The following is a 21,470-nucleotide window of genomic DNA, read 5'->3' on the forward strand; positions in this document are numbered from 1 at the left end:
TGAGCCGCTCTGACCAGCGCGCGCTGGTGACCGGTGACAGGGTTTTGAGCCGCGTTGACGGACCGCATCCAGGGATGGCGCTTACACCTGAAACTGAATGAAAATCGAACGATTTTCATGTCTTCGTCAGAGGCAGGCCACGATTGCTCGTCGAAATAATTTCAAACGAAACAAATATATCGTCTATCAATCAATCACTTGCGCCGAAAACGACCCTCTCAACCCTGCTTTGCCTAACCTGTCTCTATGACCTCTTGATGAATGCTTGACATCCAATGTTAAGCCCGTGTTAACCTCGTGTCATCGGCTTGTGAAGCTGATTGCGGGAGGGGCATAGATGCTCCAGTCCCGTTCCAAGGCACAGGGAGACGCCAGGGGTGCAATGCCGCCGGTGTTTTACGCAAACGCTAGTTCAAGGGGATCCAAACATGATGAATCGCAAGTCGCTCAGCCGGAATCCGCTGAGCTTCGCACTGGCTACGGCCGTGCTGTTCACCGCAGGCACGCCGGCCTTCGCCCAGAGCGCAGATCAGGTGCAGGGCAAGTCTGCCGAAAAGACCGCCGCCACCAATCTTGAAGCCGTCACCGTGACCGGCTCGCGCATCAGCCGCGACGTGTTCAACTCGGTGTCGCCGGTTCAGGTCATCACGCGTGAAGAGACCACCCTGGCGGGCTTCCAGTCGACCGCTGGCGTGCTGCAGAGCACCGGAATCACCGCTGGTTCGGCGCAGATCAACAATGCGTACGGCGGCTACGTCACCAACGGCGGCCCTGGCGCCAACACCGTGGGCCTGCGGGGCCTCGGCCCGACCCGCACCCTGATCCTGATGAACGGCCGCCGCATCGCACCGGCCGGTTCGCGTGGCTCGGTCGGCGCGACCGACCTGAACGTGCTGCCCGACGCCATCGTCGATCGCGTGGAAGTGCTGAAGGACGGCGCTTCGTCCGTCTACGGCTCCGACGCGGTCGCCGGCGTCATCAACATCATCACCAAGAGCAAGATCGACGGCGTTACCTTCGAAGCGCGCCAGACCGCCACCGATGGCGGCGGCGGTGAAGAGCGCCGCTATGCGATCGTTGCCGGCAAGACCGGCGCCTCCGGTCACATCTCCGGCTCGTATGAGTACTACAACCGCGACGCACTGAGCCTCAACGACCGCGACTGGACCCGTTGCAATACGGACTACCGCCGCGCTGCCAATGGCGGCCCGTGGGGCAGTGGTGACACCATCGATCCGCTGACCGGTCAGCCGAAGTGCTATCCGATCACCGGCACCGGCTCCAACGGCGTCACCATCAACACCATCGGTACCCAGAACCTGACCGGCGTCGCTGCCGCAGGGGCGCGGGGCACCACCTTCAACCGTTGGCGCCCGAATTCGGCGATCAGCACCGGCCTGGTCGGTTTCGAAGGCGTGGGCGGTGGCCAGACCACCAACAGCAACATCCGCGACACCTTCGATCCCCGCACGCTGAACCGCTCGCTGATCTCCGGCGCCGAGACCCATACCCTGTTCCTGCAGGGCGGCCTGGACCTGGGCGTGATGGGCGACGCCGAAGCGTACTTCGAACTGCTGGGCAGCCGCCGCGAATCCGATCAGATCGGGTATCGCCAGCTGTCGCTGGACTACCTGCGCGGCAGTCCGCTGATCCCGGCCAACCTGGCTTCGTCCAACTTCGGTGGCGGCGTGGGCGTGCGCGCCTTCATCGGCTACGGCAACGACAAGAGCTCGCAGAAGGTCGACTTCTTCAAGGGCACTGCCGGCCTGCGCGGCCACGTGACCTCGACCTGGGACTACGACTTCTCCCTGAGCAGTTCGCGTTCCGACGCCGATTACACCATGGAGTCGTTCCTCACCGACCGCCTGGGCAAGAGCCTCAACGTGGTTGCCGACGGCGCAGGTGGCTTCCGCTGCGTGGACGTTTCCGATGGTTGCGTCGCCGCTCCGAGGTTGACCAGTGCAGTGGTCGGCGGCCAGCTGCCGCAGGCATGGCGCGACTACGTGTTCGTGCCCGTCACCGGTAACACGCTGTACACCGAAAGCACCGCAAACGTGTCCTTCAGCGGTCCGCTGTTCTCGCTGCCCTACGGCGATGTGCGCGCTGCGGTCGGTGCCGAATACCGTCGTGCGAAGATCGACGACACCCCGTCGATCGATTCGATCAACGGCAACCTGTACAACCTCACTTCGTCCACCCCGACCCGGGGCAAGGACTCGGTGAAGGAAGTCTTCGGCGAGCTGGAGATCCCGGTGCTGTCCGGCGTCACCGCGGCCGAAGAACTTACCTTCAACGTGTCTGCACGCTGGACCGATTACCAGTCCTACGGTTCGGACCACACCTACAAGATCGGCGGCCTGTGGACCCCGGTGAAGTGGGTCTCCTTCCGTGCGTCCTACGGCACCTCCTACCGCGCTCCGGCGCTGTTTGAACAGTTCCTGGGTGCCACCAGCGGCTTCCTCAGCAATCAGTTCGATCCCTGCAACACGTACGGCAACGATCCGGGCACCACGCTGGCGCGCAACTGCGCATCGGAAGGCCTGGCACCTGACTTCCAGGCCACCCAGTCGGTTACCGTGCTGCAGGCCGGTGGCGCCGAGGCCGGCCTGAAGGCTGAAACCTCGAAGAACTTCACCGGCGGCATCGTGCTGCAACCGGAGTTCTCCTCGGCAGTCGGCAACTTCTCGCTGGCCGTGGACTACTTCAACATCGAAGTCAGCAATGGCGTGGCGCGTGCGGGCGGCTCCAACATCCTGGACCTGTGCTACAACAACCCGGACTTCCGCGCCGGCGGCGGCTTCTGCCGTCTGATCGACGAACGCAATCCGCTGAACGGCCAGCTGACCGTACATGACAGCTACGTCAATCTGGCGACGGACAAGGTGCGCGGCCTGGACTTCACGTTGCGTTACACCCGTGACCTCGGCCCGGGCAGTCTGCGTGCGACTGCACAGGTCACCCGTTTCCTTGAACAGTCCAACAAGCTGTTCAAGGACGACGAGCTGATCGACTACAACGGCAACCTGAACACCCCGGACAAGTCGGGCACCCTCGACGTGGTCTATACCTGGAACAAGTGGAAGTTCCGCTATGGCCTGGACTGGGTCAACAAGATGCAGAGCTACGACTACTACGAGCTGGACAAGGAAACCTCGATCTACAAGTTCGACGTGCCGAGCTACTTCCTGCACGCCCTGTCGACCGAATACACCGGCGACAAGTGGTCCGTCACGGCCGGTGTGCGCAACCTGCGCAACGAGGAGCCGCCGATGATTTCGTCGGGCGCCCTGAATCGCGTGGGCAATGCCCCGTTGTACAGCGGCTATGACTACGTCGGCCGCACCTACTTCGTGAACATCAGCAAGAGCTTCTGATCGTGGGATGAAGCCGCCGCCCTCCCGGGCGGCGGTTTTTTTTTGCCTCTTCCAACAGTCCAGGAAGGAACAGCCTCCATGCACCTCAACGCTTTGACCGCCAGCGTACTGGCGATTGCACTGGCGATGCCGCTGGTGAGCCATGCCAAGCCCACACCCCCCAGCATCCAGCAGCTCGCCGCGTTCCCACAGGTTTCCAGCCTCTCCCTCTCACCCGACGGCCGCTACCTTGCCGGGCTGCAGGCCAAGGGCGAGGAACGCGTCATCCTGGTCTGGAAAACCGATGCACTCGATCAGGCCCCGACGGTGATCGGTGCCGGACGCATGAAGTTCCAAGGCGTTACCTTCATCAAGAACGGACTGCTGGCGGTAACGCTCTGGCAGCCCTACGACCTGCGCCAGGACAGCGTCACCAAGACCTTCATCAGCAAGTTCTTCATCACCGATATTGAAGGCAAGCAGTGGAAGGAACCCATTGCACCGCCGCGCGTGACCAGCCGCAACGAGGAACTGGAGCAGGCGCTCTCCAATTCGACCGTACTGGATACGCTGCCCAACGACCCGGACCACATCCTGGTGGTCAACGGTTCGGGCAGCAATTCCGGTGACGTCTACAAGGTCAATGTGCGCGACTTCACCGCGCAACGTATCCAGAAAACCGAAGAGCGCGTGGCCGGCTACATCACCGACCTGGACAGCAACCTGCGCGCGCGCCTGCGCCAGGACCTGGATGGCAACGGCGCCTACATCGCCACCGAGTTCCGCAACCCGCAGACCAACACCTGGGAGCAGCACTTCCGTTCCTACGTGAAGGACCGCGACGTCAACCAGGTGATCGGTTTCGCCAACGACGCCAACATCGCATTCGTATTGAGCAATGTTGGACGCGACAAGTCGATCGTATACGAGTACGACATCGCTGCGCGCCAGCAGAAGGAAGTGTTGTTCGAGCACAAGTACTTCAACGCCAGCGGTCTGGAAATGAATCGCTTCAAGGGAGTGGAAGGCCTGCCACTGGGCGAGATTCTCGGGGTGGACTACAGCGGCCCGCTCGGCTATGACGTGGAGTGGACCTCACCGCGACTCAAGGCGTTGGACCTGGGCCTGCGTCAAGCGCTGGGAATCACCCAGACACCGCTGCGGCTGGTCGATCTGGCTACCGGCCAGAGCGCTACCACCAACTACGATACGGGTCGCAACCTGCGGCTGGTCGATCACACGGCGGACCTGAAGACCGTGGTCGTCGTCGTGTCCGGTCCGTCCAACCCGCCGGAGTACCACCTGTTCCACAACGGCAAGCTGACACTGTTGGCCAAGTCCTACCCGGACGTGGACCCTGCGGCGCTCGGCGATACCCGCCTGGTGTACTACAAAGCCCGCGATGGACTGGACATTCCCGCCTTCCTGACCACGCCGAACGTCGAGATGTGCGGTGCTGGCCCATGGAAGGCGGTCGTGCATCCGCATGGCGGCCCGTGGGGGCGCGACAACCTTGGTTTCGATGGATCCATGTGGGTGCCACTGATGGCATCGCGCTGCATGGCAGTACTGCGGCCACAGTTCCGTGGCTCGGCCGATTGGGGCCGCCGGCTCTGGATGGCCGGTGATGCCGAATGGGGCCAGAAGATGCAGGACGACAAGGATGACGGCGCCAGGTGGATGATCGACCAGAAGATCGCGCAGCCTGGCCACATCGCCATGTTCGGCTTCTCCTACGGTGGCTATGCCGCGTTCGCAGCGTCGGTGCGTCCGAATGGACTGTACAAGTGTGCCATCGCCGGCGCCGGCGTGTCGGACATCAAGAAGATCTGGGCACGGTTCTACACCAATCCCTTCTTCCGCCAGGCGCAGGCCAAGACCGTGGACGGGCTCAACCCGCTGGACAAGGCAGCAGAGATGAAGATTCCGCTGATGGTCTACCACGGCGATCGCGATCAGACGGTGCCCATCGAGCAGTCCGAGTGGTTCGTGGCCAAGGCCAAGAACTCTGGCCAGCCGGTGGAGTACCACGCCATTGCCGACTACGCACACGGCCCGGCGTGGACCCGCAAGATCATGGGCGACCAGCTCCAGTTGATCGATGATTACCTCGGCAAGGGCTGCGGCGGCGGCGGTCTCTGACCCCAGCGCCACGCAGCGACGCAACACGCATCGGCCACGCAAGTGGCCGATGTCGTATGTACGCTAAGGTCACCCGCGCAGGATCACCTGCGCGGCATTGTGCCCGGGCGCTCCGGTCACACCGCCACCGGGATGCGCGCCGGCGCCACACAGATACAATCCCGGCAACGCCCCCCGATAATCGGCCTGCCCCACCATAGGCCGCGCACTGAACAGCTGGTTGAGGCTCAGCGCGCCATGGAAGATGTCGCCGCCGATCAGGCCGAAGATGCGTTCCAGATCCAGCGGACTGAACACCTGACGCCCCAGCACCGACGCCGCAAAGCCCGGCGCGTGCTTCTCCACCGTGGCGATCATCAGATCCGCCACTTCCTCGCGATGATCGTCCCAGCTGCGTCCATCCGGCAATTGGGGGGCCACGTGCTGGCAGAACAGGCTCGCCACGTGCTGGCCGGGCGGTGCCAGCGAATCGTCCAGCGTGCTCGGAATCAGCATCTCCACGATCGGCTCGTGCGACCACCCCTGCGCGCGCGCGTCCTGAAAAGCGCGATCCATGTAGTCCAGCGACGGAGCAATGATGATGCCCGCGGTCAGGTGGTCGCCTGGTCCCGGCAGCACGCTGAAATCGGGCAGGCGCGAGAGCGCCACGTTCATGCGGAACGTGCCCGAGCCACAGCGCCACTGCGCCATGCGTTCGCGGGTGGCGACGGGCACTTCCTCCGGCGCCAGCAGCTGTTCGTACAACAGTTTCGGATTGACGTTGGCCACCACCGCGCGTGCACGGATGTGCTGGCCATCCAAGGTTTCAACACCGACCGCCCGACCGTTTTCGACAAGCACACACGCCACGCCCGCATCCACCCGGATGCTGGCACCGGCGGCCGTCGCCGCGCGCGCCATCGCCTGGGTGATCGCGCCCATGCCGCCGATCGCGTGGCCCCAGGCGCCTTTGACGCCGTTGCTCTCCCCAAAGGCGTGGTGCAGCAGCACGTACGCCGTGCCGGCCGCATAAGGGCTGGCGTAGTTGCCCACCACGCCATCGAAGCCGAACAGCGCCTTGATCGCATCGCTTTCGAACCAGCGGTCCAGGTACTCCGCCGCAGAGATCGTGAACAGGTCCAGCAGTTCCTGTTGCAACGCCGGGCTGAGTGACTGCAGCTGGCGGCCCAGCCGCGCCGCTCGCCACAACGCAGGCAGCCGTCGAAGCCAGCCTCCCTCACCTACGTTCGGCGGCGCCTGCAAGGCCAGCGCACGCAGCACATCGGCAAACACCTCCAGACGCTGCTCATACAACGGCAGGCGTTCGGCATCGCGTACTGAAAAACGGCGTACTTCGGCTTGGGTGATCCCCCTGCCCGCCAAGAGATACTGTCCCGACGGCAGCGGCAGGAAATTGTTGATCCGCCGGGGAACCACGCGCAGGCCGTGCGCGGGCAGGTCCAGGTCTGCGATGACCTTGGGCTGCAGCAACGACACCGTGTAGGAGGCCACCGAGTTGCGGAAGCCGGGGTGGAACTCCTCGGTCACCGCCGCGCCACCGACCACCCCGCGCCGCTCCAGCACCAGTACCCGCCGGCCGGCACGCGCCAGGTAGGCGGCGCAGACCAGGCCATTGTGGCCGGCGCCGATGATGATCGCGTCCCAGGTCTGCGCAGAAGGGTTTGTCATGACGCTCTATATATACCTGCCCCGAGCAGCCTGTCGCGCCCGCCGTCGGCCTTTGCCGGTGCGGGTGTCACAGCGTGCCGGATCCGGCCGACCACCCGGTGAAGGTACGGCTTGCCAACAGCCATGACCTTCGACACCCTTGCAGGTCGAGCCAGCGGCGTATCGTCTGGCCCACGGCTCCCCTGTGGGGGGCCATCCCCCGATGCATTCAGGCCTGGAGGCCAACCCACGTGATCCGCACTCCCAAGATCGTCCTGCTGACCCTGGCCGTTTCGGCCGCGCTGGTCGGCTGCGGCAAGAAAGACACCCCGGCTGCGGACACCGCGGCCTCCGCCGCCGCGCCGGCCGCCACCGCTGCGGCCACCGAGTACAAGCTCGACGACAGCAAGCTGCCGGCCTACAACGCCTTCCACCCGTCCGACCTGGACACCACGATGGACGCCTGCGGCGCCTTCGGCGACTACGTCAACAGCAAGTGGCTGGCGGCCAATGAAATCCCGGCCGACCGCACCAGCTGGGGCGCCTTCACCATCCTGGACGAGCGCTCGGTCGCCGTGCAGCACCAGCTCGCCGAGCAGGTCGCGGCGGTCAAGAACCCGAACGGCATCGAGAAGATCGTCGGCGACTTCTGGGCCACCGGCATGGATGAAGCCAAGATCAACGCCCAGGGCATCGAGCCGCTCAAGGCCGACCTGACCGCCATCGACGGCCTCAAGGACAAGGACGCCATCGCCACCTACCTGCGCACCAGCGCGGCCAAGGGCGATAACGTGCTGTTCGGCTTCGGTCCGGAAGCGGACTTCAAGAATTCCAGCATGAACCTGGCCTACGCCAGCCAGGGTGGCCTGGGCCTGCCGGACACCACTTACTACACCGACGCCAAGAACGCCGACAAGCTCAAGGCCTACCAGGCCCACGTGGCCAAGGTGCTGGAACTGTCCGGCGTAGCCGCCGCCGACGCGGCCAAGCAGGCCGCGGACGTGGTCAAGTTTGAAACGCGCCTGGCCAAGGCCTCCAAGTCCAGCGCCGAGCTGTCGCGCGATGTCTCGCTGTTCTACAACCCGGTCACCGTGGCCGACGCCGACAAGCTGACCCCGAACTTCAGCTGGACCGAGTTCTTCAAGGCCCAGGGCATTGCCGCGCCGGAGAAGTTCTCGCTGGCCATTCCCTCCTTCCACCAGGAAGTGAGCAAGGCGCTGGGCGATACCGATCCGTCGGTGTGGCGCACCTACCTGCGCTTCCACACCGTGGACAGCGCCTCGCCCTACCTGGCCGACGCGTTCGTGCAGGAAAACTACGACTTCTACGGCAAGACGCTGAACGGCCAGAAGGAAATGAAGCCGCGCTGGAAGCGCGTGCTGGGCACCATCGAAAACGATGCCGGCGATGCGTTCGGCCAGCTGTACGTCAAGGTCGCCTTCTCGCCGGAAGCCAAGGCCAAGATGGAAGAACTGGTCAAGAACCTGGCCGCCGCGCTCAAGGAGCGCATCCAGGGCCTGACCTGGATGAGCGATGAGACCAAGGCCAAGGCGATCGCCAAGTGGGAAACCTTCACCCCGAAGATCGGCTACCCGGACAAGTGGCGTGACTGGAACGGCCTGACCACCGGTCGCGACAGCTACCTCGGCAACGTGCGCGCGGCGAACGAATTCAACTACAAGTTCGCCCTGTCCAAGATCGGCAAGCCGGTGGACAAGACCGAGTGGGGCATGACCCCGCAGACGGTGAACGCGTACTACAACCCGCTGCAGAACGAGATCGTGTTCCCGGCCGCGATCCTGCAGCCGCCGTTCTTCGATCCCAAGGCCGACGACGCGCTCAACTACGGCGGCATCGGTGCGGTCATCGGCCACGAAATGACCCACGGTTACGATGACCAGGGCAGCCGCTTCGGGCCGACCGGCAACATGGAAGACTGGTGGAGCCCGGCCGACAAGAAGAACTTCAGCGGCTTGACCGACAAGCTGGTCAAGCAGTTCGATGGCTACAAGGTGGACGGCCAGGCCGTCAACGGCAAGCTGACCCTGGGCGAGAACATCGCCGACCTGGGCGGCGTGGCAACCGCCTACGACGCGCTGCAGAAGGCCACCGCCGGCAAGGAAGATCCGAAGATCGACGGCTTCACCCGCGATCAGCGCTTCTACTTCAACTGGGCCACCGTGTGGCGCACCAAGTACACCCCGGAGAACGCCAAGGTCCGCCTGGCCACCGATCCGCACGCCCCGGCGCAGTTCCGCGCGATGGGCGCGCCGTCGAACCTGCCGACCTTCGCCGCGGCGTTCCAGTGCAAGGCCGGTTCGCCGATGGTCCGCGCCGGCGACCAGCAGGTCGTAATCTGGTAAGCCATCGCGCCACCGCGTGAGGTGATGCAGGCAAAGGCCCGGGATTTCCCGGGCCTTTGTTTTTGGGGCCGCCGCCCATCACGCTCTTTTCGCTTTGCTTGGTACACTCGCGCGATCCCAATCCACACTGGATTCGCTTTACATGTCCAACCTCCGTCCGCTCGCCATTGCCCTGGGCCTGAGCCTGGCCTCCCTGGTCATCGCACACGATGCGCACGCTGCGCCGAAGAAGAAGGCCGCGCGTGCGCCGGCGGTCAGCGCGCAGTGCAGCGACTTCTACGATGCCACCAACGCCAACTGGCTCAAGGCCAACCCGGTACCGCAGACCGGTGCCACCACCGCCCTGGGGCAGCTGGCCGACCGGACCCGCCAGCAGCAGCGCGAGCTGCTCGATGCATCGATGAAGACCCCGCAGGGCAACGTGCAGAAGCTGCTCGGCGACTTCTGGGCCAGCGGCCTGGATGAAGCGGCCATCGAAGCCGATGGTTCCAACCCGATCGCCCCGTTGCTGACCCGCATCAACGCGATCAAGAAGGCCAAGGACGTTCCGGCCTCGATCGCCGCCCTGCACCAGGTCGGCATCCCGGTGGCCTTCAACTTCGCCCCGGACGTGGACCTCAAGGCGCTCGACCGTCACATCGGCTACTTCATGCAGGGCGGCATGGGCCTGCCGGACCCGGCGTTCTACACCCGCACCGATGCAGACACCGTGGCGCTGATGGGCCGCTACCGCACCTACGTCAAGCAGATCCTGGCCCTCACCGGCACCCCGGCGGCCAAGCTGGATGAAGAGTCGCAGGCGGTGATCGCCCTGGAAACCGAGCTGGCGCGCAACGCGCAGTCGCTGGCCGGCATCAATAACCCGTTCAACAACTACGCCCCGATTTCCACCAAGGACCTCACCAGCCGCTATCGCAACCTGCAGCTGGATGCGTTCCTGAAGGTCCAGGGCGTCAACGACGACCTGGTCTCGCTGGCCGATCCGGCGCTGTTCAAGCAGCTCGACGGCATGGTCACCAAGATCAAGCCGGACCAGTGGAAGGCCTACCTGCGCTGGCGCGTGGGCGATGCGATGGCGCCGTACCTGTCCAAGGCCTACCGCGATGCCGAGTTCGAATTCCGCGGCCGGGTGATCCGTGGCGAGACCATCGCCCCGGCGCGCTGGGAACAGACGCTGGATGCGATCAACGTCGCTGCCGGCCCGATGCTTGGCCGCGAGTACGCCAGCCGCTATCTGTCGGCCGATGATCGCCGCCAGGCCGCAGTGATCGTCGACAAGATCCGTGAAGTGCAGATCGACGCGGTCAAGCGCAGCACCTGGATGAGCGCCGAAGCCAAGACCGAAGCGCAGGCCAAGCTGGCCGCGCTGAAGATCGAGATCGGTACGCCGCTGCGCGACCTGGATTACAGCGTGCAGCCGATGGGCCGTGGCAGCTTCGGCGGCAACATGCTGATCGCCTCGACCTGGCGCCACCGCGAAGAAATGAAGCGGATCGGCAAGGGCAACGCCGACCGTCGCTGGGACGTGCTGCCGCAGCAGCCGGCACTGGCCTATGACATCGCGCAGAACCGCCTGATCGTCACCGCTGCGGTGCTGCAGAGCCCGGTGTTCAATGCCAAGGCCGACAGCGCCGACAAGTACGGCAGCTACGGCGCGCTGGTCGCCCACGAGCTGACCCGTGCCATCGATGCCAAGGGCGCGCTGGTGGATGCCAAGGGCGAGCTGCGCAGCTGGTGGCAGCCGGCCGACAAGACCGCCTGGACGCTGCTCGGCAGCCGCGTGGCCGCGCAGTACAGCGGATACGACTTCCCGGGCGTGAAGGGTGCCAAGGTCAATGGCGAACTCACCCGCGAAGAGAACCTCGCCGACCTGGCCGGTGTGGAACTGGCCTGGGAGGCCTACAAGGCGGTGGACCCGTCGGCCAAGCCGGCCGCACAGCAGGGCTTCTTCCGCGCCTGGGCCAGCCTGTGGCCGCAGCAGCTGTCGCCCAACGAAGCCGCCCAGCGCCTGACTTCGGACATCCTCGCCCCGGGTCGCTGGCGCACCAATGGCGCGCTGTCCAACCTGCCGGCCTTCGGCGCGACGTTCAGCTGCAAGCCCGGCCAGCCGATGCAGCGCGTGGACAACGACCAGATCAAGGTCTGGCGCTGAGTCTGCGGCAGTGATGAAGTGAGAAGGGCGCCCTTGGGCGCCCTTTTTTTGGTTCTTCGCCGATGTGCGGGACGAGAATGAGCGCGCCTTGAATCACAACGCGCACCCTAATCCTTTTGGGCACTGGTCGGTGAGTCGGGCGCTGGGTCCCCATGCCCTTTCCGGCGAATGTCCTCCGGCGTCGGCCTCCGGCCGCCCCCTCCCCCTTTATTTCGCCTCCAAGGACATGGGGACCCAGCGCCCGACTCACCGACCAGCGCTTGGCTTCCACCTGCTTGCCGCAAGACGAGCCGCGTAGCGGCCGGTAGGCTCCTGGGCAAAATAAAGGAGGAGGCCGCCAGGCCGGGGGACATTTGCGCCAGGGGCCTACCGGCCGCTACGGGGCCCTCACGCTCGCGACAGCCCCAAGCGGAGACAGACACCACCAGATCCAAACGGCCCTTGACTGCATAGCCACGCGCGTATGGCCGTGCGCGATCTGCGACGGCCCTTGAAACAACACGCTCCCCTTCCATCGAAGAGACGCACTTTTTCAGCCTGTGCTCACCGCGCTGACAGGCTGCAGCGTGCCCCGATACGCAACGATCAGGCCGATCAGCGGTGCGGCAATCTCCACGTCGAACACGAAGTGACCCGCGCGCTCGGTCTCAAACGTGTGCCCGCACGGCAGCAGCGCCTTCGGCAACGGGATACCCAGGCATGACCAGCGCCGTGTCACCAAGTGCAGGCGATCGTCTTCCACCACCAGCGCGAGCGCAACCTCCACGATGCCGAAGCGTTCGACCAGCAGCTGCTCGTTCCTGCCCTGCCCGCGCCACTGCAACGACGAAAACCTGCGCCCGGCGAAATCGCGGGTCCAGCGCTCGCCACTCCGCTCCGGGGCGAATGCCACGCTGACCGGCACCGCCGCCGCGGCCGGCGGGAAGCCGAACACGGCACCGACGATCCGCGCCAACAGCCCCTTGCCGCGACGCACCTCGCCCACGCCTTGCCAGCGCCTGCCCTCGCTGCTGTCATGCAGCGCCTGCACCTGTGGCGGCAGAGCGTCGAAGGCGCTGCCAAGCAGCTGCCGATACAGGCTGGCACCGGGCGTCTCGCTCCGGAACCCGGTATGGATCGAACGCCCTTTGAACAAACGCTGGTAATCGGACAACGCCAACGCGTGCGTGGCCGGGCGCGCACCGTCGGCCGGCCGCTCCCCAACCAGCAGCTTGCGCACCACCGCCTCGATCGCCATCGACGGGATGTAGGGGCCATCATCGCCCTCGGCCAGCAGGTGCCAGCTCTGTTCAACCTCGACACCGTTGGCGATACCACGTGCCCGGACGTACATCCCGCCGCGATGCTCACCGAACTTCATCAGGTTGAGCACGCTGTAGAACACCCGCGACAGCGGCACCAGCGAGGGCAGGTGCAGCCGCGCCCGTGCCTTGGCCAGCAGGTTGAGTACCCGGTGCAGCACCTCCGGCACCGGGCCGGCGCCCATCCAGATATCGGTCATCGTCGGGTGCTCGGGTGGCAGCACCTGCAGGTCCGGCACATCGACCAGCGAGAAATGCAGATTGCGCAACGGCAGCCTGCCCGGCACCGCGACGGTGAAGCGCCGGCTTTCGGCCAACCCGATGCCATGGCCCGGCCGACCGTTGCGCTGCAGTTTCACCGGCGCACCGGCGTAGCCGACCACCGCGCGCATTACGTTGAGCCCGATACCGGCATATGGCGACGGCGCGATGCCACCGTCCACGCTGACGATGTCCATGTGCCTGGCCATCTCGCGCAGCACCGCGGCGGTCAGCACCGGGAAGCTGCTGACCCCGGACAACACATACACGCCGGCCGCCCTGGCCGCCGCATCGAACTGCGCCACGCCGAACACGAAATCGGCCGCATCGGCGAAATCCAGATAGGAAATGCGTGCGGCGATGCAGGCTTCGATCACGCGGTAGGGATGCGCGCCGTAATCCTGGAATGGACCGGAGGCATCCACCAGCAGGTCCGGTCGTTCGGCCTGCAGCACCGGCTCGATGCGTTGCCGGTCGACCTTGAGCGGCCGCACCTGCGGCGCGCCCACGTAATCGGCGCAGAACGCGGTCGCTGCCTCCAGGTTGCGCCCGCAGATCAGCAGCTCCAGACCGGGCAGGTCTGACAGCAGCCGCGCCAGCCGGCCGCCGAACACGCCGTAGCCCCCCAGGATCAGTATTTTCACGATGGAAACATCCTTGCTTCAGTCGGTTGAACGGTCTGGATACGACGAAGGGCACCCTCGGTGCCCTTCGTTGGAGTCCGCTGCGGCGTCAGCGGACGCTGCGCAGGTGGTTCTTTTTACGCGGTCCACCGGGTGGGCGCTTGTTGAACGGCGGTTGTCCGCGCCAGTAGCGGATCAGCAGCCAACCGAACAACATGCCCCCCAGGTGCGCGAAGTGGGCCACGCCCGGCTGCCAACCGGTGGCACCGAGCACCAGTTCCATCACGCCGAACACAATCACGAAGGTGCGCGCCTTCATCGGGATCGGCGGGAACAGCAGCATCACGCGCTGGTTCGGGAACAGCATGCCGTAGGCCAGCAGCAGCCCGAACACGCCACCGGACGCGCCGAGCACGGTGACCGGGTCAGCCATCATTGCCCCGACCAGCAACTGGCACACGCCTGCACCGGCCACGCACACCAGGTAATAGGTCAGGAAGCGCCTCTCGCCCCAGGTCTGCTCCAGCGCCGCACCGAACATGAACAGTGCAAGCATGTTGAAGAACAGATGGCCGAAACTGCCGTGCAGGAAACCGTAGGTGAGCAGCTGCCACGGCTGGAAGTTGCCGCCTGGCGAGAACGGATCGAAACCGCCGCGCAGCGGTTGCAGCATGAACGGCTCGAAGGTGCCGTTGCCGAGCAGGAAAGGCTGCTGCAGCAGGAACAGCACGATGTTGGCGATCAACAGTGCCTTGGTGACGGTGGGCAGTCGCGGAAACATGAGGGCATCCTTTGGAACTGCGCCCATCATAGCCGCAGCACCCTGCCCCGGGACCGCCCCGGCGCGACGCATTCAACCGCGAGGGTGCCGCGTTTCCAGCCTCAGCCGGGCCCCCACAGCGCCGCATCCAGATCATCGCCGCCGCTGCGCGGCATGTGTTTGACCCGCCCGCGCTCGATCGCCACGCCTTCGGCACGCAGCCGCTGGCTCTGCTCTCTCCAGCCGTGCGAGCCTTCCGGCATGGCGATACGTCCGTCCGAGCGCAGCACGCGGTGCCAGGGCAGGTCCGGGTCTTCGTTCATGCCGAGCACGCGCGCGGTCAGCCGCGCCCGGCCCGGCAAGCCGGCCTTGGCAGCGACCTGGCCATAGCCCATCACCTGGCCACGCGGAATCGCCCGTATCACCGCGAGGATGCGTTCGCGCGCCTGCGCGGCCGCGTCTTCGGGGGCCGCCGCGGCCGGCGTCATGCGCGGGCGCGGCTGACCAGCAGCACGCCGACCAGCACCAGCGCCGTCCCCAGGATCTGCCAGGGGCCCATGGGTTCGTCGAGCAGCCATAGACTCATCACAATGGTGGATACCGGCCCGAGCATACCCACCTGCGCGGCCAGCGACGAGCCGATCCGCTTCACCGCCAACATGATCGCCATCACCGGCAGCACCGTGCACAGCGTGGCGTTGATCAGCGACAGCCAGTACACCGGCACCGGCGCCTGACCCAGCGCCACCAGCGGGTGCAGCAGCGCGAAATGCAGCACGCACAGCACGCAGGCCACGCAGCTGGCATACGCGGTGAGGCGGATCGCACCGATCCGTGCCACCACCTGGCCACTGCCGAACAGATACAGCGCGTAGCTCAGCGCACTGGCAAACACCAGCGCACTGCCCAGCAGGATGCGTCCGCCTTCCAACTGCAGGTCGTGGCCGAACGCCAGCAGCACGCCGAGGTAGCTCAGCCCAAGGGCGATCAGCTGCCAGCGGCCGGGGCGTTTTTTCAGCAGGACCAGGCTGATCAGCAGGACCAGGGTGGGATTCAGGTACAGGATCAGCCGTTCCAAAGTCACGCTGATGTATTGCAGGCCCTGGAAGTCCAGCAGGCTGGACAGGTAATAGCCGGTGAAGCCCAGCCACAGCACGCGGCCACGATCGGCCCATGACAGTGCGGTGGCACGGCGCGCCGACCACACCGCCAACAGCGCGAACAACGGGAACGCCATCAGCATGCGCAGCGCCAGCAGCGTGGTTGCATCCACGCCATGCCGGTAGGCCAGCTTCACGATCACCGCCTTGCCGGATGCAGCAACGGCACCGACGGCGGCCAGCGCGATGCCACCGGCGGCGATGCGGCTGGAGGATGTCGGGAGCGAGGAAACAGTGGGCGGCATCGGGACAGCGGCCGCGCGGCGCGGCTGGAGGACAAGGGGGGGCTTGGATTGTCGCACGCCTGCGGCAGCGGGCCGGTCCACCCGGCGCGCCTGCCGCAGCGGGCCCGCCGCCCGCCGCGGTAGAGCCGGGCCATGCCCGGCTGCGCTTGGCAGGGGGTGTCCGCGCGCACGAAGGTGGGGCGTTGCCGAACGTACCACCGGATCATTGGTGCGATTGCCACGCATGGCGTGGCACTACCTGGATTGTTGGTGATTGCCGCCCGCTGATGCGCGTTCAGCGCATCAATACGACCTCTTCGGCGGAGGTCGGATGGATCGCCACGGTGTCGTCGAACTGCGCTTTGGTCACGCCCATCTTCACCGCCAGCGCGAAACCCTGCAGGATCTCGTCGGCCGACTCGCCCAGCAGGTGCACGCCGACCACGCGCTCGTCCTCGCCCACGCAGACCAGCTTGAACAGGCTGCGCTGGGTGCCATCGGACAGCGCCTGCAGCATCGGGCGGAAGTTGCTGCGGTACACGCGGACATCCCCGTGCTTCTCGTGCGCCTCTTCCTCGCTCAGACCCACCGCACCCAGCGCCGGGTGCGAGAACACCACGCTGGCAACATTCTCATAGTCCATTTTCGCCTGCGGCTGGCCACCGAACAGGCGGTCCATCAATTTGCGCGCAGCGGCGATCGCCACCGGCGTCAGGCCGACCTTGCCGGCGATGTCGCCCACCGCATGCACGCTGGGCACCGCCGTGGTCTGCCACTCGTCGACCTCCACCTCACCCTTGTCGCCGATCACGATGCCCAGTGCTTCCAGCCCCAACCCGGCACTGTTGCCGCGTCGGCCGGTGGCGAAAAACAGCTGATCGAACACCGCTTCGTGCGGGCCGTCGTGGCCATAGGCAACGACCGCATCGCCGTCGCGGCGCAACTCACGCAGGCGGTAATCGAAGTGCACCTGTACGCCCTGGTGGCGCAGGTTCTCGGCCAGCTGCGCGGTCAACTCGGCGTCGAAGCGCTCCAGCAACCGCGACCCGCGCACCAGCAGCGTGACCTTGCTGCCCAGTGCCTGCAGCAGCCCGGCCAGCTCGACGGCGATGTAGCCACCCCCGACGATCGCCACGCGCTCGGGCGCGCTGCACAGGTTGAAGAAATCATCGGAGACCGCACCCAACTCCGCGCCGGGAATATCCGGACGCTGCGGATGTGCGCCGGTGGCGATCAGCACGTGCGCGGCACTGATGCGCACCCCGTCGCTGCATTCCACCGTGTGCGCATCGACCAGGTGACCGCGACGCGGTACCCGCACCACGTTGTTTTCGTTCAGGCGCTTGAGGTAACTGGCGTGGATGTTGGCGATGTAGGCCTGGCGGTGCACCACCAGTTCCTTCCAGTCCAGCGCCGGCCGTACCGGGACGTCGAAGCCCATCGATGCGGCCATGCCGATCCTTCCCGCCAGGTCGGCGGCCAGCCACATCGCCTTCTTCGGCACGCAGCCAACGTTGACGCAGGTGCCCCCCAGCTCGCCCGGCTCCAGCATCGCCACGCGCTGGCCGTGCTGCGCGGCGCGGAACGCGGCGGCCAGTCCGCCAGAGCCACCGCCCAGCACGATCAGGTCATAGTCGTAGTGCTTGCTCATTGGAATCGCTCAACTTGGTAAGGGGCAGGATCCCGCGTCGGCGCGGCGCGGCGGATCCCATCAGGCCGCCGTTGTCCCATGCCAACGCGCATGCGGATGACGAGGATGCCATGTCCGGCCGCGAGCCAGACGTGAGGATGTGCAGGCACGCGGTCGAGCATTGGCAGGTCATCGACTGCTGCGCTCAGCGCTGCGCAGTCGTCGCCCGGCGCAGCGGTGGCCACTGCAGATAGGTCATCGCCCGCCACCCCCATTCCAGCGGACCGAAGCGGAACTGTCGCAGCCACAGATGGCTGAGCAACACCTGCAGGGCGAACACCCCCAGCGCGAACGGCACCTGCCACGCACGCGGCAGCTGTTCGAACGCACCCAGGCCATAGCCGTAGAACACCCACGTGCACAGCAGCGACTGCAGGATGTACTGGGTCAACGCCATCCGACCGACGGGGGCCAGCCAGCGCAGCGCGGCACGTGCGCGCACGATCCAGGCCAGGTAGCCCAGGCACATCAGCAGCGAGGCCACCGAGCCCATCGCGAAGGCCGCGCCACTGGCCGGCGTGAACGTGCCCGGTGCGAGGTAAGGCTGCCAGACCGCGCTCACCAGCATCACCACCAGACCGACCGGCAGCGCGCCCCAGCGCAACGCGCGGTACAGGCGTTCGAAGCGCTCGGGCGTGGCCAGCGCACCACTGCGCGCGAACCAGCTGCCAATCAGGAACATGCCCAGCACTTCCGGCCCGACCACCACGATCGCGCTGAGCTGGGCGCCGAAGTCACGCAGACGCTGCAGCACCGCCTGCGCGTAGCTGCCGTGGCCGTAGGCTTGGCGTTGCAGTTCGATGGTCTGCTGCGCGCTGTCAATGGCGGCACGCGCCTGCGCACTGTCCGGGTCCACCTGCGCCTGCTGCCCCATCATCGCGCCGAGCAGCAGCATCAACGCTGCCGCGCCCAGATAGGTCAGCACGCCCATGGCCGGCAGCCAGCGCGTGGGGGCCTCGCGACAGGCCAGCAGTGCCACGGCGACCAGCGCGTAGATCACCAGGATGTCGCCGGACCAGACCAGCAGCGCATGGCACAGGCCTATCAGCAGCAGGCCCGCGGTGCGCCGCAGGTAAAACGGGGCGAACGCGCGCCCGGCCGCATCGGCGCGCTGGGCCATGATCGCAAAGCCGGCGCCGAACAACAGCGAGAACAACGTGAAGAATTTGCCCTGCACCAGCACGTAGATGGCCGCGTCGACCCCGTAATCCAGCCCGTGCCACTGCGGATCGATGCCGGTGAAGGCCAGATCCAGCGGTCCGCTGAAGGCCTCCATGTTCATCAGCAGGATGCCCAGCAGGGCGAACCCGCGCAGGATATCCAGCACCGCGATGCGCTCGCCGACGGCGACCGGCTGCAGGGGAAGGGGAGCGGCGTTCACAGGCAATCCGTGGATCTGGGCAGTCATTATGCCGTCGCGCCCCGCGCGCGGGTCGCCCTGTCGCAGATACGCAACGGCCCGCCGAAGCGGGCCGTTGCATCACCTTCGCTACCGGCCATCAATGCCGGTCGCGGTGGTTACTGCTTAGTGCTGGTGGCCGCCATCGCCATGCACGTGGCCGTGCTCGAGTTCTTCGGCCGCGGCGGCGCGCACGTCGACGATCTCGACCGAGAAATGCAGGTCCTTGCCGGCCATCGGGTGGTTCAGGTCGACGTCGACCACGCTCATGCCGACCTTCTCCACGGTGACCGCGCGTGGGCCGAAGTTGGTCTGCAGCACGACCTGCTGGCCCGGGATCAGCTTGGTGGTGCCGAAATGCTTCTTCGGCACGCGCTGGGTCAGGCCTTCGCGGCGCTCGCCATAGGCGTCGGTGGCCTTGACGTCCACCTCGAAGGTGGCGCCGGCTTCCTTGTCCATCATGGCCGCTTCCAGGCCCGGGATGATGTTGCCGTGGCCGATCAGGATCGCCAGCGGATCACGGTCCTTGGAGCTTTCGATCGGCTCCTGGCCCTGCTCGGCAACGGTGTAGTGGAAACGGACGACGCTGTCTTTTTCGATCTTCATGCGCAACTCTGGCTGGTCGCTGCCGATGGCAGACGGGTGGGGCGGGTTGTTCCCCGCCGGATACGCCGCCATCATGACGGCCTTCTGAGGCCGCGCATTATCCGGTACATCATGCAGCTGACGCCAGTTTTGCCCGTCCTCCGCTTCGCCCCCCGCCTCGCCGCGCTGGCCGCCGTCGTGCTGTTGAGTGCCTGTGGCGGCGGCAAGACCACCCGCCCGAGCGCCCCGCCCGCCTCCACCCAGGTCTGGCCCACCGTGGTCCCCAACGACCCGCAGGCGGCCAACGCGGTGCTGATGCGCGCGATCGGACTGGTCGGCACACCCTACCGTTACGGCGGCAACACCCCCGAATCCGGCTTCGACTGCAGCGGGCTGGTGGCCTATGTCTACCGCGAGATGCTCGACCTGAAGCTGCCCCGCACCTCGCGCGACCTGGCCGCGGTGCAGGGTCCGAAGATCGATCCCCAGCGGCTGGCGCCGGGCGATCTGGTCTTCTTCGGCAGCCGCGGCAGCGTGTCCCATGTCGGCATTTACGTCGGCGAAGGTCGCTTCGTGCACGCCCCCAGCACCGGCGGAACGGTCCGGCTGGACTCCCTCGGCGGGCCGTACTGGAAAGACCACTACACCGGCGCGAAACGCGTCCTGCACTAAGCTGAACAGGGGTAAGGGTCAAATTTGTGATGCAGATCACACGTTTGTAAACGAAACTTTAACGAAATTTGTACCTAATCACTGCGCTTACACGGCATCATCACCCATCGTTTTTATTCAGTGACCGCCGCGTGACGACAGCCGACCTGATCAGCCAAGGCCACACCGCCGCTTACCGGCGCAGCATCCGCCCCGTGTTCCTTGCCATTGCGCTCTGCCTTGCCAGCCTCCCGGCCTGGGCACAGACCGCACCGGCCACCGCTGTAGACGCCGCTCCGGCTGGCGCCAGCACGCCCGAATCTTCCGCGATGGCAAAGCCCAAGGCTGATGCCCCCGCCCGCAGCAAGGCCGACGCCGCTGCCAGTGCCACCCTCGCCGCCCTGCTTCCGCACCTGGCGGCCAACGACACCATTCCCCTGATGGACCGCTCGGCGATGTTCGCCGGCGACCTCAGCCGCCTGCTCGCCAATTACGACGCCAGCAGCGGTGCCAACGGCGCCGTGGTCGGCGGCGCGGCCGACAACGGCAAGGTGCAGTCGCTGCTGCGCCGCGCGATGACCCTGCTGGGCACCCCGTATCGCTGGGGCGGCACCTCGCCGGACAGCGGCTTCGACTGCAGCGGCCTGGTCGGCTACGTGTTCCGCACCGCCCTGGGCATCGAGCTGCCGCGCGTCTCGCGCGAGATGGCCCACGATGGCGAAGCCGAACTGATCAACGACCGCAACGCACTGGCTGCCGGCGACCTGGTGTTCTTCGGCCGCAAGGGCCGGGTCGACCATGTCGGCATCTACGTCGGCGAAGGTCGCTTCCTGCACGCCCCCAGCACCGGCAAGGACGTCCGCGTGGACAGCCTGATGACCGGCTACTGGAGTGCCAAGTTCATGCAGGCCCGCCGCGTCGACCTCTGAGGCCAGAACTGCCGGATCCTGAAAAAGCCGCTGCCCTGCAGCGGTTTTTTTTTGTTCTTCTCCCAGCACGGCTTTGCGCGTGTGGCCGGGGTGGTCCGGGGGCGGTTGTTGAATCTGGTGCTCTCTGCGCCAAGGGTTGTCGCGAGCGAGAGGAAGCTGCGCATGTCTGCCGGCCGTCGGTGGGTCGGGCGCTGGGCCCCCATGCCCTTGGAGGCGAAATAAAGGAGGAG

General features: G+C 66.0%; 14 protein-coding genes. 6 read left to right on the top strand and 8 right to left on the bottom strand.

The features are described from left to right. Positions 1–428: 428 nt before the first annotated feature. On the top strand, positions 429–3,374 hold the full coding sequence (locus tag NR101_RS06540) for a TonB-dependent receptor (protein ID WP_256777717.1): 2,946 nt from the start codon (positions 429–431) through the stop codon (positions 3,372–3,374). Positions 3,375–3,452: 78 nt separating this feature from the next. After that, entirely contained in the window at positions 3,453–5,495 is a 2,043-nt protein-coding gene (locus tag NR101_RS06545) for a prolyl oligopeptidase family serine peptidase (protein WP_256774599.1), read from the top strand. A gap of 69 nt (positions 5,496–5,564) precedes the next feature. Here the strand turns inward: NR101_RS06545 and NR101_RS06550 are convergent, their stop codons facing one another. Next, the gene (locus NR101_RS06550; RefSeq protein WP_256774598.1) at positions 5,565–7,163 is read right to left on the bottom strand and encodes an NAD(P)/FAD-dependent oxidoreductase; all 1,599 of its coding nucleotides are present in this window, start codon (positions 7,161–7,163) and stop codon (positions 5,565–5,567) included. Between the two features lie 230 nt (positions 7,164–7,393). On the opposite strand from NR101_RS06550, the gene NR101_RS06555 reads away from it, so the two are divergent. Continuing rightward, the gene (locus NR101_RS06555) at positions 7,394–9,505 is read left to right on the top strand and encodes a M13-type metalloendopeptidase (protein ID WP_256774597.1); all 2,112 of its coding nucleotides are present in this window, start codon (positions 7,394–7,396) and stop codon (positions 9,503–9,505) included. Positions 9,506–9,647: 142 nt separating this feature from the next. Then, complete coding sequence (locus tag NR101_RS06560) at positions 9,648–11,657, top strand: M13 family metallopeptidase (RefSeq protein ID WP_256774596.1); 2,010 nt, start codon at positions 9,648–9,650, stop codon at positions 11,655–11,657. A 532-nt stretch (positions 11,658–12,189) separates the two neighbouring features. On the opposite strand, the gene NR101_RS06565 is transcribed toward NR101_RS06560, so the two are convergent. The 7 genes from NR101_RS06565 to NR101_RS06595 form a co-directional block, all read right to left on the bottom strand. Next, positions 12,190–13,863, bottom strand: a complete 1,674-nt coding sequence (locus tag NR101_RS06565; protein ID WP_256774595.1) for an SDR family oxidoreductase — start codon at positions 13,861–13,863, stop codon at positions 12,190–12,192. Positions 13,864–13,951: 88 nt separating this feature from the next. After that, complete coding sequence (locus NR101_RS06570; protein WP_256774594.1) at positions 13,952–14,623, bottom strand: rhomboid family intramembrane serine protease; 672 nt, start codon at positions 14,621–14,623, stop codon at positions 13,952–13,954. 101 nt (positions 14,624–14,724) lie between these two features. Beyond that, positions 14,725–15,090, bottom strand: coding sequence for an MGMT family protein (locus NR101_RS06575; protein ID WP_256774593.1), 366 nt, complete (start codon positions 15,088–15,090; stop codon positions 14,725–14,727). Next, entirely contained in the window at positions 15,087–16,007 is a 921-nt protein-coding gene (locus NR101_RS06580; RefSeq protein WP_256774592.1) for a DMT family transporter, read from the bottom strand. The genes NR101_RS06575 and NR101_RS06580 overlap by 4 nt, the downstream gene beginning before the upstream one ends. A gap of 274 nt (positions 16,008–16,281) precedes the next feature. After that, on the bottom strand, positions 16,282–17,637 hold the full coding sequence (gene gorA, locus NR101_RS06585; protein ID WP_256774591.1) for a glutathione-disulfide reductase: 1,356 nt from the start codon (positions 17,635–17,637) through the stop codon (positions 16,282–16,284). A 184-nt stretch (positions 17,638–17,821) separates the two neighbouring features. After that, positions 17,822–19,084 (bottom strand): DUF418 domain-containing protein, encoded by a 1,263-nt coding sequence (locus NR101_RS06590; protein ID WP_256774590.1) that lies wholly within the window; start codon positions 19,082–19,084, stop codon positions 17,822–17,824. Between the two features lie 117 nt (positions 19,085–19,201). Further along, complete coding sequence (locus tag NR101_RS06595) at positions 19,202–19,681, bottom strand: peptidylprolyl isomerase (RefSeq protein ID WP_256774589.1); 480 nt, start codon at positions 19,679–19,681, stop codon at positions 19,202–19,204. A gap of 111 nt (positions 19,682–19,792) precedes the next feature. On the opposite strand from NR101_RS06595, the gene NR101_RS06600 reads away from it, so the two are divergent. Both NR101_RS06600 and NR101_RS06605 read left to right on the top strand, forming a co-directional pair. After that, positions 19,793–20,332 (top strand): C40 family peptidase, encoded by a 540-nt coding sequence (locus NR101_RS06600; protein ID WP_256774588.1) that lies wholly within the window; start codon positions 19,793–19,795, stop codon positions 20,330–20,332. A gap of 149 nt (positions 20,333–20,481) precedes the next feature. After that, positions 20,482–21,240, top strand: coding sequence for a C40 family peptidase (locus NR101_RS06605; protein WP_345779478.1), 759 nt, complete (start codon positions 20,482–20,484; stop codon positions 21,238–21,240). The last annotated feature ends 230 nt before the right edge of the window (positions 21,241–21,470 follow it).

The sequence above is a fragment of the Stenotrophomonas sp. Ste86 genome, assembly GCF_024519465.1.
Lineage (GTDB): Bacteria > Pseudomonadota > Gammaproteobacteria > Xanthomonadales > Xanthomonadaceae > Stenotrophomonas.

Coding starts and splice junctions, on each gene's coding strand:
- NR101_RS06540 (WP_256777717.1), top strand. CDS start 429: ATGATGAATCGCAAGTCGCTCAGCCGGAATCCGCTGAGCTTCGCACTG.
- NR101_RS06545 (WP_256774599.1), top strand. CDS start 3,453: ATGCACCTCAACGCTTTGACCGCCAGCGTACTGGCGATTGCACTGGCG.
- NR101_RS06550 (WP_256774598.1), bottom strand. CDS start 7,163: ATGACAAACCCTTCTGCGCAGACCTGGGACGCGATCATCATCGGCGCC.
- NR101_RS06560 (WP_256774596.1), top strand. CDS start 9,648: ATGTCCAACCTCCGTCCGCTCGCCATTGCCCTGGGCCTGAGCCTGGCC.
- NR101_RS06570 (WP_256774594.1), bottom strand. CDS start 14,623: ATGTTTCCGCGACTGCCCACCGTCACCAAGGCACTGTTGATCGCCAAC.
- NR101_RS06575 (WP_256774593.1), bottom strand. CDS start 15,090: ATGACGCCGGCCGCGGCGGCCCCCGAAGACGCGGCCGCGCAGGCGCGC.
- NR101_RS06580 (WP_256774592.1), bottom strand. CDS start 16,007: ATGCCGCCCACTGTTTCCTCGCTCCCGACATCCTCCAGCCGCATCGCC.
- gorA (WP_256774591.1), bottom strand. CDS start 17,637: ATGAGCAAGCACTACGACTATGACCTGATCGTGCTGGGCGGTGGCTCT.
- NR101_RS06590 (WP_256774590.1), bottom strand. CDS start 19,084: ATGACTGCCCAGATCCACGGATTGCCTGTGAACGCCGCTCCCCTTCCC.
- NR101_RS06595 (WP_256774589.1), bottom strand. CDS start 19,681: ATGAAGATCGAAAAAGACAGCGTCGTCCGTTTCCACTACACCGTTGCC.
- NR101_RS06600 (WP_256774588.1), top strand. CDS start 19,793: ATGCAGCTGACGCCAGTTTTGCCCGTCCTCCGCTTCGCCCCCCGCCTC.